The organism is Vibrio nigripulchritudo (genome assembly GCF_027924785.1).
Taxonomy (GTDB): Bacteria; Pseudomonadota; Gammaproteobacteria; order Enterobacterales; family Vibrionaceae; genus Vibrio; species Vibrio nigripulchritudo.
Window position 1 is genome coordinate 1,764,880 of sequence record NZ_AP027050.1, and the last position, 16,222, is coordinate 1,781,101.

Here is a 16,222-nt window from a genome sequence, read left to right on the forward strand (position 1 = left end):
TTAGTAGTACTTGCGGTTCCGAAGCCAGGCTCCGGTAAATAGAATGAGCAAACTTAGCCAGGCAATGGACGCCCCGCCTGAAGATTGCGTCGTCGACGGCTTTTTATTGTTATCTGTCGTCGTATTCTCACATTGATACCCACTCAGTTCACTGACACCCCATTTCAATAAAGTGCCTGTGTCCTCGTGTGCAAAGTCGGTGATTTCCAGTCGCCAGATGCCATACATGCTGGTTCCTTTCAGGGCATCTAATTCCTTAGAGTTGCCCGCTGCGAAGTAGCGTTTGAACGTATTGCCACTGCTGTATTCATGAGGCTTAATTCGGATAACGACGTTATCTGGGCTGGTCAGCTTGAGTTCGATATCCGTAAGCTTTTCATGCTCCAACTCGAAATAGACCCCAAGGTTGTCTGAGATGTTTTTTTGAGCGTATACGTCATAGCTGAACGACTTAACGCCTAAGTTATTGTTCTGGTCCGCATCGGGAATGGGGGCGTTGACGGAAGTGACTGGTGTGACAAAGTTCGGCTGTCCGTAAACAAGCTGCTCTGTATGCTGCCAGTGGCGAACAGACTGGTTGCTCGTAACCTGATATTGGATGTCTAATGCCAAATCAAAAGGCTTGGCACAAACACCATTCGACAGACCTGAAATATGAATTTTCTGAACAGCCGAACTGGCATCAGAAAAGCCGACCTCTTTCGCCAAATCGGTACGGGCAACACCATCGATACTGCTTAGTGATAAGGTGCGCTGGATTTGCAGATCAATGCCATGCTCAGGATCGATAAATTTGGGCGTATTGACCACACGAAATGGCTCTTTAATCAGCCCGTGAATATCAAAATTGGCTTTTAGGATCTGAGCGTATTCCTTGTCCGAATACAGTTTGTTGGCAACAAAAATCATGCTTTCTGCCAGATCATGCATCTTCATGCCACGACCTAAACCATACATGGATTGCAGCACAATGGTGTCAAACTCCGAGAAAGCGACCTGTCCGTATTTGGCGACCGATTGTTTCAGTGACTGGAACAAAGGCGTTGACCAAAGCTCATCGCCCAGTTCTCCACCCACATATTCGTGTGGTCGGTATTCACTTCTTTCAAAGTAGCGAGCACGCTGATTCCAAAGGCTCCGGGTATTTTTCTTGAAGCCAAATAATCCATCCCAGTTAGCGAAGGTATCCAGTTCAAAAGATTCGCTCTGCGCGTACTGAACGCGGTAGCTGTATGACCCTGCCCAATAGTCGCCGAAACCTTCTCCGATGGCTCCGGTATGACCATAGCCCCAGTCCGGCACAATCTGATAATGGATGCCATGCCCTAATTCATGGATTACCACATCGGCATCTATTGCGTCTGGCGAACCTGTAATTCCGAACATGGCGGCTTTAGGACCGAAGTAATATGTCGAGTTATCTTGCGACAGTCCCCTTCCGTCAAAGCGAACGGGTTCAGAAAACAAATCAGAACCCAGTGAAGACAGGTATTGCAACGAATGATCAAGATGGTAAAACGCCATAATCTGCGCAAATTCCGGCATGTCATAAGTCACTGAACTTAGCGCTGCTTCAGAAGCAAATTCAGCAACACCTTCCTGAGCCAGAAACGAGCTGGTCGGGCTGGTTTCCCAGGCTCCAGTATCCGCATTTTTTTGTTGAAGCTCCTTCGCATCCACCTGACGCACACGCTCGTTTGCCAGATACAGCTTGCCACCAGATTCAAGAACAGAGACAGGCTTGCTCACGTAACGAATAGAATGCGGGTAGTCTTCCAGGTTTTTCCACAAAGTATCGGGCTGCGGAACCTTATCCATCGTACGAAGATCTGGGTCGAACACATTGACGTTCACAGACTTGATGGAACCTGTTGCCAGTTCTGGCGGCTCAAGTGCCTCAAGACGCCTCGGATTTTCTAGCTCAATCGCAGTGATGACTAACCCGTTTCGAACAACTGTATCTTCAAGGCTTTTGAATATACGGGTAACACGCTGATCGTTATCCACACTCAGAACGACCGCTCTCTGATGTTTGTATTCGCCACCCACCAACACATCGAAGTTATAGTGCTTGCCGAGCTTACTTTCGGTAACGTAACGCAAACGGAATGAACCAACATCAGCATAACGCTGGCTCACATAGTTCAGTGCTTCACCATCACTGGTCACTGTGGTTGCATTACTCGGGTAGTCCCATTCCCCAGCCATTGCAGATGAAATAGAGGCACAAAGCAGGGTCGGCAAGAGGTACTTTTTCATCATGCCTCCCTAAAACTCGTATTTCGCGTTAAGTGTGAAATAGCGACCAGGTTCGGTTGAGAAAGAGGTCTGATGCTTACCCAATCCAGCGATGTCCTGATAACGCGTAAATTGACTGTCCAGCAGATTGATCACGTTAGCGCTTAGAGTCAGGTCATCCCAAAGGACAACGCTTGCACCTGCATCCAGTGACTGCCAAGCTTGAGTCTGGTCACACGGCACTTCCACTTGCAGTTCATTGTTGCAAACAGGCGTTCTGGTCATTTCAGCAGCCCAGTTCATTCGAAGGTAGCCACTCAATGCATTTTGTTCGTAGTCGAGCTGAACGTTGCCTTCCCAAGGAGTCAGAGAACGGATGTAATTGCCATCGCCATCTTTTCCATCGACTACGCCTGCTTTGGTCGACACTGCCCATTGCTCATCAATCTGGTAAGCGACAGAGAACTCCATCCCCTGCGTAAACACATTTTTCTTGTTTACATACTGGTACAACGAATTGCCGTTTGAATCGCGCCCTATTCGCTTAACATCGATGAAGTTTTTGTACTGGGTGTGGAAAACCGCTGTCGACCAGGACCACTGACCGTCCTGATATTTAGCGCCTAGTTCGTAAGAGTCGCTGGTCTCTTTTTCCAGATCTAAATTTGGAATAATGTAGAACGGGTCAAGTAGGTTAAACAGGTGAGGTACAAAACCGTACACCTTGTCGTAGCTCGGGGCACGATAGCCATGGTTGTAGCTAATGTAACCGTTCAGAGATGGCGTGAACTTGTGGGTGACGGACAGACTTGGTGACCATTCTGAGCTTCGGGTATTGCTGATTTCATAACCACCAATCTCACTTCTTGTTTCCGGTTCCAGATGGTGGAAATCAAAGCGCGCCCCAAGATCGATATTCCAGTTGCCGTGGGTTGCTCTGTCTTTGATGTATGAACTGAATCTGTGAGTCACCACTCCTGCAAACGGCGACTTATCTTGCTCGTTCAAGCCATTGGTGTCGAATGTCTTGCGGGTAACCGGGCGATTGTACGAACGACGGTCTACCTCTACACCGTAAACGATCTGATGCTGCATATCGGCGAAATCAGTTAGTTTATTGGCGTCCAGATTGATGCCGATGGCGCTGTCATTAAACTCACGATGATCATCTTCATTGCGGTACTCCGTGATGCCTCTGTTATCACGATATATCGAGTAATTGCGATCGCGCTGCGAGGTAGAATCACGCAGGTAACCCTTGGTATTCAGCTCGTCGTAAAATGCATTAGAAACAGTATGCTGTGTCCCAAGTTCAACGCCAATCGTCCGGGTAAAGACTTTGTCGTTGTAATGGCTAACATCCCATTTGCCATCCGGCTGTACGATATGCGTGCCTTCATCGCGATTAACACGGTTAAGGTAGTAATTTGCTTTGGCTTTAAGAATAAAATCGTCGTGCAGATAATGGTCAACCACCGCATCCAGATTGTAGCCGTCGATGTCGCGATTATAGAGATCCTGCTTATAGTTTCGGGTCTCTTCACCCAACCAGTAGCTGGCGCGAACTAGTGCTTCGGTATCCTGAAAACGAAATGCGGAAAGAGCATAGCTTTTGGTTTTGTTACTGACCTGGGTATAGGTGGTGCCTATCTCAGAGTGAAAATCTTTCCCCCGCAAATAGTCCTCTGGCTTCTTGGAAACCAGTACCACAACCCCACCAATAGCACCGGAGCCGTGAATGTTGGAGCTCGCCCCTTTCACAACTTCGATTTGCTTGAGGCTGTTGATATCAAAAGTATCGCGACCCGCACCATCATTGAGATCCAGAGCACCGTAGCCATCCGACATTTTTACACCATCTTTCACAATGGCGATTCGGTTCCCTGTCATCCCTCGGATCACGATGTTCTGAGGTCGACCCGCTCCGCCAGTAACAGAAACACCCGGTTCGGTGTCTAGCGCGTCATAGAGTTCTGTTGCCCCTTCCTTTTCCACCTTGTCCAGATCAACCACAGAGATGGAGCCCGGCACTTCAAACAGAGGAGTGTCGATTTTGTTTGCCGTAACAACGACGGTTTCGACAAACTCCTGTTCATTTTGGTTAGAAACTGTGCCGCTTTCAGCGAAGCAGATATGAGAAAACAACGCAGCAGATACTGCGACAGATAAAGGAGAAAGTTTCATCAATTACTCCGCTGATGAGTGTTGAACAAGTGAAAGGAGAAAAGCGTACTCTTCCGCCTGAAAATTCAGTGCGTGTCGGCGATCCGGTCGATGACCAGAAACAAAATCAGTACGCAGAAGATAAGGGTTGTCTGCCGTACTCAGCTTTTGCATTCGGGCAATGTATTTTGCCCCTTCCCAGAATGGCACCCGGCGATCCTGATACCCCACGCGCACCAGCACAGGTGGATAGCTTTGTTTTTTAAGGTTTTGGTACGGGTCGAATTCCAGCATCACGCGTTGTTCTTCCACATCTTTAGGGTTTCCCCATTCCAGATGCTGCTGATAGCTGAGTGGCAGGGTGCTGTCAGACATGCTATTCACCACATCCAGAAACGGAACCTGCAATACCGCACCCTGATACAGTTCTGGTTTTTGATTAATGGCAGCCGCTACCAAAGTCCCGCCAGCACTGCCACCAATGGCGAGCACAGGACGCTGACCATGCTTGAAGGTTTTCATAAACTGGCTGGCAATATGAAAGTCATCAATGCCGTTTTGTTTGTTGATACCGCGACCAGAAACATGCCAGTCGCTACCCAGAAAGCCGCCACCACGGACGTGGGCAATGGCGTAGATCGCGCCCTGATTAAGCACACTCACAATTTGCGGCATAAAGTACGGACGCATGGTTACGCCATATGCGCCATAGCCGTACAAAATAACTGGCGAGTTTTCAGTCAGAGTATCTTTTCGATATGCGAGAGTGACAGGGACTCGAATCGAACCTTTCTCAACCCAAATTTGTTTAGAGACGTATTTTTGAGGGTGATGTTCTGGGTAGAAGTCTGAAGATAAGTCGGAAACAGTTCCGGATTCCACATCCAGTTCCGACCACTTTGGTGGCTGCATCAAAGACATGCTACGAAGGCGAATTCGGTTACTGGAAAAATCACCGTTGCGTTTAACCCAGGTCACCACGCCATCTTCGCTGAGGGATTTTTTCCACAGCGTTTTACCATTACGAACTGCCGTGAGGTATTTATCCTGACCACGTAGCGTCGCCACAACCAATGCCGATTCAAACAGGTAGAAATTATCAATCACTTCACCTGATTCAGGTCGGAAAATCAGTTGGAACTCGCCATTTTCAGAGCTCAATGACTTTTTCCAGATGGCAAAGCCATTGTTATGGTTTGAATTCAGGAAAAGCTGATCGTCAGCAACATCGGCAAAGTATTCTTTGCCGTCTTTTCTCGGTAGCAGTGTTTTAGAAAGCGCGCCTGTTTTCAGGTTAAGCAGAACTTGCTCAACACTCGACTCATTGTTGGATTGAATTACCGCCCAACGACTGTCGCTCGCCAGATACGCAGAAACAAGCCATGCAGAATCACTCTCGGTAAAGACCGGAGTCTGTTTTTTGGTTTTAAGATCTATCTGAACCAGCTTGTAAGGGCGTAACGTAGGCAGTTCTTGTTTAATCACAAAAATGGATTGTGAATCCGAACTCCATAGAATCGTCGATTCTGTGCCGTCTGCGACCAAAGACTCTGAACCCGTCTCAAGATCAACAACAGAAATTCGGTGCTCACCGGTTCCCGTGATGTCTTCAGCCAAGGCGATTTTTGACCCATCAGAACTCAAACGCCAGGCAGCCAAATGGTAATAGGCGTGGTCTTGCTGCCTGCTGGAAAGATCCAGTAATACTTCTTCGGACGCAGACTGTGTGCTTTTCATCAATATGGCACGCTGACCATTTTTGACGCCCAGTTTGTAATACATCCCGCGCATCAAGAGCCAGGGTGAATCGGCTTTGACAAAGTTATCGCTCTTCCACTCATCAAGCAGTGCCTGTTTTAGGGTTTCGTTCCCTTTCAGATACTCCGTTGTCGCATTGTTTTGCTCTGACAAAAATTGCTTCACTTCACTGTTGCTGCGTGCGTCGTCTCTAAGCCAGTCGAACTCATCCTGAGCCAAAACGGACGTGCAAAACAGACTAGTGAATAAAACAAAAGATGAACGCCAGCGCATAAGCAACCCTAGAGATATTGATGGAACTTATAAAAGGGCGCGCATGGTGCATTCAAATAAAAATGAGATCAATTATCATTTTCATTATTATTTGAAGTGAATCACACAAAATAAGTTCAAATGACTAATTGTCATTCAATCGTAAACTTTTTAGTTTCGAAACAAGAAATCAGAAAACACATCATGTCCAGAATATTAATTCACTTTATATCCAGATATAGTTAAAACACCCATTATAAAGCGACTTTGTGAGCAGATAATAAAACAAATTACCAGATATGAAATTCCATTAATAACTTGTCACAAACACCACATTACGTGATATACATCACAATAAAACCATCAACATTTACTTTGAAAGGTTACTAATCTTCATGAAACTGTTTCATAAAGATTTTCTAAAGTGCCTCACCTTTCAACCTTTCAGGAAATGCGTATTTTTCATTCGAATTTAGCGTGATTTATATCACTCTTTGTTTGAATGCATTTATCAATACTCCCTCCACATCCAGTGACTAGCACTACTCCCTACATCATAAAAATATAAGGACATATCATGAAACTCCGCACGTTAGCCGCACCTTGCGCGCTTGCTTTAGGGCTGGCTTCTGCCGCTTATGCTGAAGACAACAAGATTCGTTTTGACGGTTTTCCCGACTTTGACAGCAGCCTGAAAGTCATTCTTCCTGACTTTCAGAAGCAGTCCGGTATTCAGGTGGATTACCTGATGAATAACCACGGTGATCACCACACCAAGCTGACGACCAACTTAGCCACAGGCTCCGGAGCTGGTGATGTGATCGTCGTAGACGTAGAAAAAATCGGTCCGTTTGTGGCTTCCGGTGGTTTGGTCAACCTTTCCAAACAATATGGTGCCGATAAGTATCAGTCTCAGTTTGCTCCCTACGCCTGGGCTCAGGGAAAAGGTGGCGACGGTTCTATGTATGGCATTCCCGTCGATCTGGGCCCTGGGGTGATGTATTACCGCACAGACATTTTTGAGAAAGCAGGAATTGACGTAAAGGAAGCAATCAAAGACTGGGATTCCTACATTGCAGCCGGAGAAACTCTGAAAAAACAAGGTGTCCAGTTAATTGCCTCTGCGGCGGATGTCGCACAGGCAATCATCTTTACCACAGTGCCAGAGGGTGAAGGCTTGTACTTTGACCAAGAAGGCAATCCCGTTGTGACCTCCAAACGATTTGTTCACGCCTTTCAGGTCGCTAAAAAGATTCGGGATAAACAGCTAGACGCGCGAATTCTGGCGTGGTCGAACGAATGGTATGAAGGATTCAGAAACGGCACCTTTGCCACTCAACTTTCCGGCGCATGGCTGCTTGGGCATTTGAACAACTGGATTGCGCCAGACACCAAGGGGAAGTGGGCGGTATCACACTTGCCAGACGGTATTTACGGTAGCTGGGGAGGATCTTTTCTTTCCATTCCTAAGCAATCTAAGCATCAGGATGAAGCGTGGAAGCTGATCGAGTACATGACAGTCAATCGTGATGTTCAGTTGACCCACTTCGAAACCATTGCTGCGTTTCCTGCCAACACCACCACCTACAACGATCCGCTTTTTGAACAGGAAGTGGCATTCCTTGGTGGTCAGAAAGCACGTCTGCTGTTTGCAGATGTTGCCAAAAACATCAAACCCGTCCAGCCGGGCAAAGGTGATCACGTCGCACGTTCGATCATTCTGGAAAATGCTCTGATGGAAGTGCTGGATGAAGGTAAAGACATAGAAACCGCACTGAAAGAAGCTGAGCGATTGATCAAGCGTCGCACCCGTAACCTGTAAATGAATAGGAGGCGTGTTTCGCCTCCTTAATCTGGAGTAAGCAGGTTATGGACACCGCAAACAGCAAACCCGTTGATTTAATTGATCAGCAGCAAACAAATCGGTTCAGGCTAAACAAGCTCACGCCTTACGGATTTTTGTTGCCATTTATCGTGATCTTTTCTGTATTCGGAGTGTTTCCTCTGTTGTTTTCCGTCTATCTCTCGTTTCATGCCTGGAACCCGGTAGAAGGTCTGTCGGCCATGAAATTTGTGGGTGTGGAAAACTACGAAATTGCTTTGACTGATCCCTGGTTATGGCGCTCACTCAACAATACCTTATGGTTAGCGATCACTTCAGGAGTGGCACAACATCTCGTCGCGATTCCTGTCGCTTACATTTTGGTTTCGATGGGAGACCGACTTCGCCACTGGCTGACCTCAGCGTACTTTTTGCCTTTCATCACTTCAACGGTGGCGGCTTCGCTGATCTTTTTCAACATGTATTCACCCAACAGCGGGATCATCAATCAGTCTCTGACATACCTCGCCGACAGCACCTTGTTTGGCTGGGCATTCGCTTGGGTGAATGACTATCAGCCCATACGCTGGCTAGACGACGCTACGCTGGTAAAACCAGCGATTGCCATCATGGTGTTCTGGAAGTACACCGGCTTCAACATTGTGCTCTACACCACCGGGTTAATGACCATTCCCAAAGACATTCTTGAAGCAGCACGCATGGACGGAGCCAACGCATTTCGCAGATTCTGGAGTGTTTCTCTTCCCATGATCCGTCCTTTTGTGTTCTTCGCCGTCACCATGACCATCATCGGTAACCTACAGTTATTTGAAGAACCCTTTGTTTTAACACGTGGTACGGGGGGAACCGGGCAATCCGGCTTAACCATCTCTATGTATCTCTACAAAGTGGGATGGGAGTGGTTAGAAATGGGCACAGCGTCTGCCATTTCCTGGCTATTGTTCGCGCTGATTGCGTTTTGCACCTGCATTCAGTTTTTCTTCTTCGGTAAAAAAGGGCTGGGAGAACAATAGATGTCGACACATACACTCAATCCAAATCAACGCTGGATAGAACTGGCTACCAAGGTGTTAATGATTGCTCTGGCGACTGTACTTATTGTTTCGGCGCTCATGACGGTGTTTCCATTTTTATGGTCTGCACTGCTTTCTACCCGCGACCGCACTGAAATTTTTGGGTCTGGCATCAGCTTTGCTATCGGAGATAGCCTGACCATTAACTACGCCAAGCTTTTGGAAATCATGCCTTTCTGGCAAGCCATGTTTAATTCCATCTACGTAGCGTTTCTGGGTACGGCTATTTCGCTGCTGTTCTGTTCAATGGGCGGCTACGCGTTTGCGGTTTACCAGTTCAAAGGCAAAAATATTCTGTTTGGCATGTTGGTGGGTTCCATGATGATCCCGCCTGTGCTTAGCCTTATCCCCTACTTCATGATCGTGAAGTTCCTCGGGTTGCTGGATAACCATGTTGCGGTCTGGCTACCGTTTACCACGACACCATTTGGTATTTTTCTTATGCGCCAGCACGTCGTTGCTTCTATTCCAAAAGAACTGCTGGAAGCCGCAAAGCTCGACGGTGCAGGCGAATTCAGAACGTACTGGAGTGTGGTACTGCCCCTGATGAAACCTGCATTAGCGACCTTAGCCATCGTCCAGTTCGTGTTCTTCTGGAACAGCTTTATGAACCCGCTGGTCGTGCTCACCTCTCCAGAAAATTACGTTATTACTCAGGCTTTACGCAGTGTACAGGGCATCCCAAATACGCCCTGGGGTGCTGTGATGCTTGGCACCACTATTTCCATCCTTCCTTTGGTTACAGCTTATCTTTTTGCCTCAAAGCAAATGATCAGTGGCTTAACCTCCGGAGCCGTTAAAGGATAAATCTCCATGAATATCTATCAGCTTCCAAAACATTCCGCCATGCTTTCTAAAGATTTCACTTTTGGCGTGGCCACATCTTCCTACCAAATTGAAGGCGGCGTGACTCAGGATGGTCGTTGCCCGTCCATCTGGGATACGTTCTGCCTTAAACCTAACGCCGTCGACAATCAGGATAACGGTGATATCGCTTGTGATCATTACCACCTGTGGAAACAGGATATTCAGATGATCAAAGACTTAGGCGTGGATGCGTATCGCCTGTCGATGGCATGGCCACGAATCATCAAGAAGAACGGTGAAACCAATCAGGCTGGGCTGAAGTTTTATGAGCAGATCATTGATGAATGCCATGCTCAGGGGTTGCGCGTATTCGTCACCCTTTATCATTGGGATTTGCCTCAGTACCTTGAAGATCGTGGTGGCTGGCTCAACCGGGAAACCGCCTATAAGTTTGCTGAATACGCCGAGGTGGTCAGCGCGTATTTTGGCAATAAAATTGACGTGTACACCACGTTGAATGAACCCTTTGTGTCTGCCTTTCTGGGTTACCGCTGGGGCATTCACGCTCCGGGCATCAAAGGAGAGAAAGAAGGGTTTCAGGCGTCACACCACTTATTGCTGGCGCACGGATTAGCCATGCCATACCTTCGAAAAAATGCCCCCAAGTCGATGCATGGAATTGTTCTGAATGTGACACCAGCGTATCCGGAAACAGAGGCTGATCAGAAAGCGGCAGATTACGAAGATGCAGAAAGCTGTCATTGGTTTATGGAGCCGATTTTGAAAGGTCGCTACCCCGATTTGGTTCTGGAAAAACAGGCGAACAACCTTCCTGTTATTTTGGAGAAAGACCTGAAAATCATCAGCGCTCCCATCGATTATCTGGGCATCAATTTTTACACCCGTTCGGTCGTGCGTTTTGATTCGAATCGAAACATTCAGTCGGTCACTCAAGAAAACGCCGAACATACCTACATCGGTTGGGAAATCTACCCTCAGGCACTGACTGATGTCCTGCTCCGAATCAAACATTACTATCCGGATCTCCCCCCTATTTACATCACTGAAAACGGGGCAGCAGGTAACGATAAACTGGAAAATGGAAGCGTCAACGACGAACAGCGGATGCACTATTATCAGTCTCATTTTAATGCGGTAGACAAAGCCATTGAGGCAGGAGTGCAAGTAAGTGGTTACTTTGCCTGGAGCTTAATGGACAACTTTGAATGGGCATTTGGTTATCAGCAACGATTTGGCATTGTGCACGTAGATTACACCACCCAAAAACGTACGTTGAAAAACAGCGCCATTGCCTACCGAAACATGTTGTTAGAGCGTCGGGGAGGACAACAAAATGGCTAAGGTGGAATTCAGAAATCTGAAAAAATCTTTTGGTGATGTCGAAGTCGTCAAGCAATTCGACTTTACCGTGGATGACGGCGAATTCGTGGTTTTTCTTGGTCCTTCCGGCTGCGGGAAATCCACGACTCTGAGGATGTTGGCGGGGCTTGAATCTATCTCTTCTGGTGAAATCTTTGTTGGCGATAAATTGATGAACCCGATAGATGCCAAAGACCGGGATCTCGCCATGGTGTTCCAGAGCTACGCCTTGTATCCGCATATGACGGTGTACGAAAACATTGCCTTCGCCCTGAAGCTCAAAGGCATGTCTAAGCAGGATATTGATGCTGAAGTGCGTAAAGCGGCGACAATGCTAGAATTGGAACCTTTACTAGACAGAAAGCCGAAAGCCCTTTCCGGTGGGCAGCGCCAGCGGGTCGCCATGGGACGCGCGATGGTTCGCACCCCGAAGGTCTTCTTATTTGATGAACCTCTTTCGAATCTGGACGCCAAATTGCGCGGCACCATGCGTGAAGAGATCAAACAGCTGCACCGGGAACTGAAAACCACCACTATTTACGTCACCCACGATCAAATTGAAGCCATGACGCTGGCTGATCGTATCGTCATCCTAAAAGACGGATACGTAGCGCAAGTCGGTACGCCAACGGACGTATTTAGGCGTCCCGCCAGCAAATTTGTTGCCCAGTTTATTGGTAACCCATCAATGAACATGCTGGATGCCAAGTTGGAGCAGCACGAGAATAACTGGTGCATTCGGCTCGGTTCTTTGATGATACCGCTCCCTGAACGGTTCGAAAAAAACGCCAGCAAAAACTTAGCACTGCATTTTGGTATCCGACCGACAGATATCCACCTTCGACCAGAGCAAACAGGACACGATAACGTATACTCTGTACCTGTAAAAATTCTGGATAAAGAGCTGCTTGGCGCCAGTATTCTGTTGAAAGGCGAACTCGATGGGCAACCACTTACCATTGAAACTCAGGCAGCAGAAGTGGATGTGGACTGCCTGACACTTTACATGGATATGGACGCGATTCACCTTTTCGACGTAATGAGTGATAAATCGCTGGCGTCTGACTGACTTTGTGCAAATGTTTGAGTTGTATGACTGAATCAAATAGAAAAACGAGAAAGAAAAAAGACGCCACTGTGTATGACGTGGCTAAACGTGCTGGTGTATCCGTCAGCACCGTTTCTCGCTTTTTGAATCGCAGCAGCTATGTTTCAGAATCAAAAAGCTTACGGATAGAAGAAGCACTAAAGAGCACAGGTTACAAACCCAATTTCCAGATCAATCTCGGCGAAAATCGACGCTCCATGACGATTGGCGTGCTGGTTCAGAACCCGGAAAGCCCGCACACCAATCGCATGTTGATCAACATGGAAAGCTTACTGATGGATCATGGGTATTCATTGGTGATTGCGTCGGGTCACTGGAAAAACCAAGCCGAGTTGCACGCGCTAGAGTATCTGGCACGAAGTCAGGTAGACGGGGTGATCATCTTTACTGGCAGCCTCACCGAGAAACAGATCTTAGAATTTAGCGAAGCGTTACCCACAGTCGCCGTTGGTTACCATGTGAATGGGAACAAAGTTCGTTCACTTTGCATCAACAATGAACTTGGTGGTTACATGGCCACCCTGCACCTGCTGCAACAGGGGCATGTGGCTATTGCGCATATTAAAGGGCATGCCAGCCAACCCGATGCTCGTGCCCGCTTTTCGGGCTATCAGAAAGCACTGAAAGAAGCAGGGATAAAGCCGATTAAGGCGATGATCAAACAGGGCGACTTCACATCTGAAGTTGGTTACGAAAAAACCATCGAGTTGCTGGACTCGAATGTGCATTTTACCGCTCTGTTTGCCGCTAACGACGAGACGGCTTATGGCGCGATGAAAGCTCTGCACGACAGGAATTATCGCATTCCAGAAGACATCTCTATTGTCGGATTTGATGATCTCCCTACATCCAGATTCTTTACTCCGGCTTTAACCACCTTACGCCAGCCAATAGAGGAATTGGGTGCTGTTAGTGCGGATGCGCTGTTAAAACTGCTGTCCGGAGATGAGTTTGACCCACGAGTTCCCCCAATTGAGCTCATCGTCAGGCAATCCACTAAGTCACCATTTCGGTAAAATTAACCACCCGCATCCTATATTGCGTATTCCTCTTTTTCACAATGGAACAGTGTTATGCGGACTGGAAAAATCATTTTATTAGGATTAATCACTTCTCTGTGTTCAACGCTCGCAGTGGCAAACAGTGCGTTAACCTTACCCCGGCAAGATGGCAGCGAAATTCACTACTACCTAAACAAAAAGCAAGCGGTGCCATCCGAGGCACTTCTGGTTCTGATTCAGGGTTCTGATTGCAATAGCGTGACCCAGATTAAGATGATTGAAGAAGATCTCCCCGCCGCCGCTCCTACTGCGGATATTCTTACCGTAGAAAAATACGGCATCACCAACAAACTCAGCTACGATGAGGACCCTGAACGCAAAGACTGCCCAGAAGCCTTCATTCAAAATGATGCCCTGAGTCAGCGTATGGACGACTACCTAAAAGTTCTGGAGAAAATCAAATCTCAGCACAAATATCAGCAAGTCTACCTGATCGGAGGAAGCGAAGGCGCTCTGGTCGCCAACCTGCTTTCAGCGCACCCAGATCACGTATCAAAAATCGTGGCATTTAACGGCGGTGGCGCTCGATTTATGGACGACCTGGAACACGCAGTTAAGCTCGAGATTCCGGAAAAAAAGGTGTACACCGAAGTAATGCAGGAAATTAATGAGTTCACTCAATTCGTCCTGAATAGCGAGCCTGTTGAATTCAATGTAAGCGGTCATGGCTTTAAGTGGTGGCGCGAGATGCTAGAGCTAAATCAGACTGAGGTATTGAGGCAATCTCAAGTACCAGTTCTTTTAATTCAGTCAGAGGACGACACCAATGTTTCAGTTGAGCTTGCAGAGAAGCAATATAAAACATTGGAAAAGGAAGGAAAATCGAACATTGAATACCTATCAATTACTGGGCTCGATCACTCGTTTGATGATTCAGCCGGGAAGAACCAAGCGAATAAAGTGGTCACGAAAGTAAAAGACTGGCTCGCTTCCAAGTAAGCATAAGTGCTGAATAGCTCTTTAACTAAGGAACTGTTTCGGCGATCAACCTCTTTTTGATCGCCGGACATGGCTGCTTAGCCATGTGACCGAGCACTATGCGTCGATATTGAATAAGTTCTTCAATCTCTCGCAGTTCTTCCAATGGATCCTTCATGAAATCCAGAAAAAAATAATGAATATGAGGTGTTGATTCCTTCATGGTTAAACTTCCTTAACTCCAGCAACGTGAATTTTTACTTTTTAATCCCTAATTATTTCAAGATAATTGGGTATATAAGAACACTGGGATACAATGAACTTATATTTCTTATATTATAATAGGTTAGTAAAATTTATTTATCATCACATTAAATCATTATTCATCGATAATAATGATTGGATAAACATGTTAAAATATCATAGACAGTCAGAAATAGATTGTAAGAACTCTCTTATTACTCACTTATTAGAATAAAAAACATCTGCTATATATCTTATTTCTTCATCTGTTATCAGGGAATTTCTTATCTCCGATTTAGAATTTGAATTGTCACGCATTTTTCTAATAGCTCTACTGACTATTTCTACTTCATGAGTATCCATATGTTCTATTGCATCGATTATCTTACCCAAGTTTTCGGTATTCATTGTTCCCTCACCCTCCCTGCTGTGTTTTTTGTCCTTATATGACATTACCTTGTATTCCAGTTATAAGATGAACGTAGGCTCCACTCTGTGCTCAAGAAGATGCACACCTAAGTAATCCGATAGAGCCTTTATTCCTGTTGATAGCGCGTACAAGTCGGTTTTTACTGTATAGCGATAGCAGTCAAGTTTTTCACCCGTAAGAACAAAGCTCCTTTTGGGAAACTCAACTTCATAGACACTATGGAAAGCCATGCTCTCTAAATAGCAAAACTCTATATGACGAAAGTCTTCCAATGAATACGCGACTCTCACACCATTCTCGTTAAAGAGCTGTGACTGCCTTGAGAAAATCTCCTCATGCAAAAAAACAGATTCAATGTTGGGCATTTCGATAGTCAGTACCATTCGACCTTTTAACACATCGTAGTGACCCATTAAATTCGCCATATGGGTCATAGTTACCGTCATTCTGTATACATTTAGCGGGATTCTAAGATAGAGCTTCACCCCGTCGTCTATCTCATTGATGACGTCCCCCCAAACTTCATTCATCGAGTCCACAATAGTCACAAATACCATATCCAAATGCAGAATATGTCGATTAAAGAATTCGACTCGATGGCTTTCTGTTGTCAACCCATCTAAATATTCAACCTCAATTCCTTTTACATTTCTATCAATTGGACATATTCGAATATTATAAAAAACGTCTAGCTCAATATTTTTATTCGTCAATTTATACCCTAGCTAATTTTCTTTGAACATTGGGCTATGAACATACAGTTAGACTAGGCAATTAATCTTGGTTTGGCACTAAACAGAAATGAATATAGGAACAATCCTACATAAAACGGTTAATTTTTAGCAGTATTGTTAATTCATTTAAAAAATTAACTTGAATATTTAAGAATACTCCTACAAGACAAATCAAGAGTATTTATTTATATTTAAATCAACACAAAGAGAACTT

The 16,222-nt window shown here is 46.1% G+C and carries 13 protein-coding genes; 7 read left to right on the top strand and 6 right to left on the bottom strand.

Annotation, left to right across the window (positions count from 1 at the left end; all coding sequences use genetic code 11):
* From QMG91_RS26245 to QMG91_RS26255, 3 genes are read right to left on the bottom strand one after another with little or no spacing between them, the layout of a single operon-like run.
* Positions 1 to 2,259 carry a proprotein convertase P-domain-containing protein gene (locus QMG91_RS26245; protein ID WP_281830970.1) on the bottom strand — a complete coding sequence of 753 codons (2,259 nt, stop codon included), beginning with the start codon at positions 2,257 to 2,259 and terminating at the stop codon, positions 1 to 3.
* A 9-nt stretch (positions 2,260 to 2,268) separates the two neighbouring features.
* The gene (locus QMG91_RS26250; protein ID WP_281830971.1) at positions 2,269 to 4,422 is read right to left on the bottom strand and encodes a TonB-dependent hemoglobin/transferrin/lactoferrin family receptor; all 2,154 of its coding nucleotides are present in this window, start codon (positions 4,420 to 4,422) and stop codon (positions 2,269 to 2,271) included.
* A gap of 3 nt (positions 4,423 to 4,425) precedes the next feature.
* Complete coding sequence (locus QMG91_RS26255) at positions 4,426 to 6,432, bottom strand: prolyl oligopeptidase family serine peptidase (RefSeq protein WP_281830972.1); 2,007 nt, start codon at positions 6,430 to 6,432, stop codon at positions 4,426 to 4,428.
* Between the two features lie 556 nt (positions 6,433 to 6,988).
* On the opposite strand from QMG91_RS26255, the gene QMG91_RS26260 reads away from it, so the two are divergent.
* From QMG91_RS26260 to QMG91_RS26290, 7 genes are read left to right on the top strand one after another with little or no spacing between them, the layout of a single operon-like run.
* The gene (locus tag QMG91_RS26260) at positions 6,989 to 8,233 is read left to right on the top strand and encodes an extracellular solute-binding protein (RefSeq protein ID WP_281830974.1); all 1,245 of its coding nucleotides are present in this window, start codon (positions 6,989 to 6,991) and stop codon (positions 8,231 to 8,233) included.
* Positions 8,234 to 8,280: 47 nt separating this feature from the next.
* Entirely contained in the window at positions 8,281 to 9,267 is a 987-nt protein-coding gene (locus tag QMG91_RS26265) for a carbohydrate ABC transporter permease (RefSeq protein ID WP_281830975.1), read from the top strand.
* Positions 9,268 to 10,134 carry a carbohydrate ABC transporter permease gene (locus tag QMG91_RS26270; RefSeq protein ID WP_281830976.1) on the top strand — a complete coding sequence of 289 codons (867 nt, stop codon included), beginning with the start codon at positions 9,268 to 9,270 and terminating at the stop codon, positions 10,132 to 10,134.
* Between the two features lie 6 nt (positions 10,135 to 10,140).
* Positions 10,141 to 11,496, top strand: coding sequence for a GH1 family beta-glucosidase (locus QMG91_RS26275; RefSeq protein WP_281830978.1), 1,356 nt, complete (start codon positions 10,141 to 10,143; stop codon positions 11,494 to 11,496).
* On the top strand, positions 11,489 to 12,583 hold the full coding sequence (locus QMG91_RS26280; RefSeq protein ID WP_281830980.1) for an ABC transporter ATP-binding protein: 1,095 nt from the start codon (positions 11,489 to 11,491) through the stop codon (positions 12,581 to 12,583). The genes QMG91_RS26275 and QMG91_RS26280 overlap by 8 nt, the downstream gene beginning before the upstream one ends.
* A gap of 23 nt (positions 12,584 to 12,606) precedes the next feature.
* Positions 12,607 to 13,638 (top strand): LacI family DNA-binding transcriptional regulator, encoded by a 1,032-nt coding sequence (locus QMG91_RS26285; protein WP_022597998.1) that lies wholly within the window; start codon positions 12,607 to 12,609, stop codon positions 13,636 to 13,638.
* Between the two features lie 57 nt (positions 13,639 to 13,695).
* Positions 13,696 to 14,622, top strand: a complete 927-nt coding sequence (locus QMG91_RS26290) for an alpha/beta hydrolase family protein (protein WP_281830983.1) — start codon at positions 13,696 to 13,698, stop codon at positions 14,620 to 14,622.
* 25 nt (positions 14,623 to 14,647) lie between these two features.
* Here the strand turns inward: QMG91_RS26290 and QMG91_RS26295 are convergent, their stop codons facing one another.
* The 3 genes from QMG91_RS26295 to QMG91_RS26305 form a co-directional block, all read right to left on the bottom strand.
* Entirely contained in the window at positions 14,648 to 14,824 is a 177-nt protein-coding gene (locus QMG91_RS26295; RefSeq protein ID WP_022598001.1) for a hypothetical protein, read from the bottom strand.
* 239 nt (positions 14,825 to 15,063) lie between these two features.
* Positions 15,064 to 15,252, bottom strand: coding sequence for a hypothetical protein (locus QMG91_RS26300; protein WP_022615112.1), 189 nt, complete (start codon positions 15,250 to 15,252; stop codon positions 15,064 to 15,066).
* A gap of 60 nt (positions 15,253 to 15,312) precedes the next feature.
* Entirely contained in the window at positions 15,313 to 15,822 is a 510-nt protein-coding gene (locus tag QMG91_RS26305; RefSeq protein WP_281830988.1) for a hypothetical protein, read from the bottom strand.
* Positions 15,823 to 16,222 lie beyond the last annotated feature (400 nt).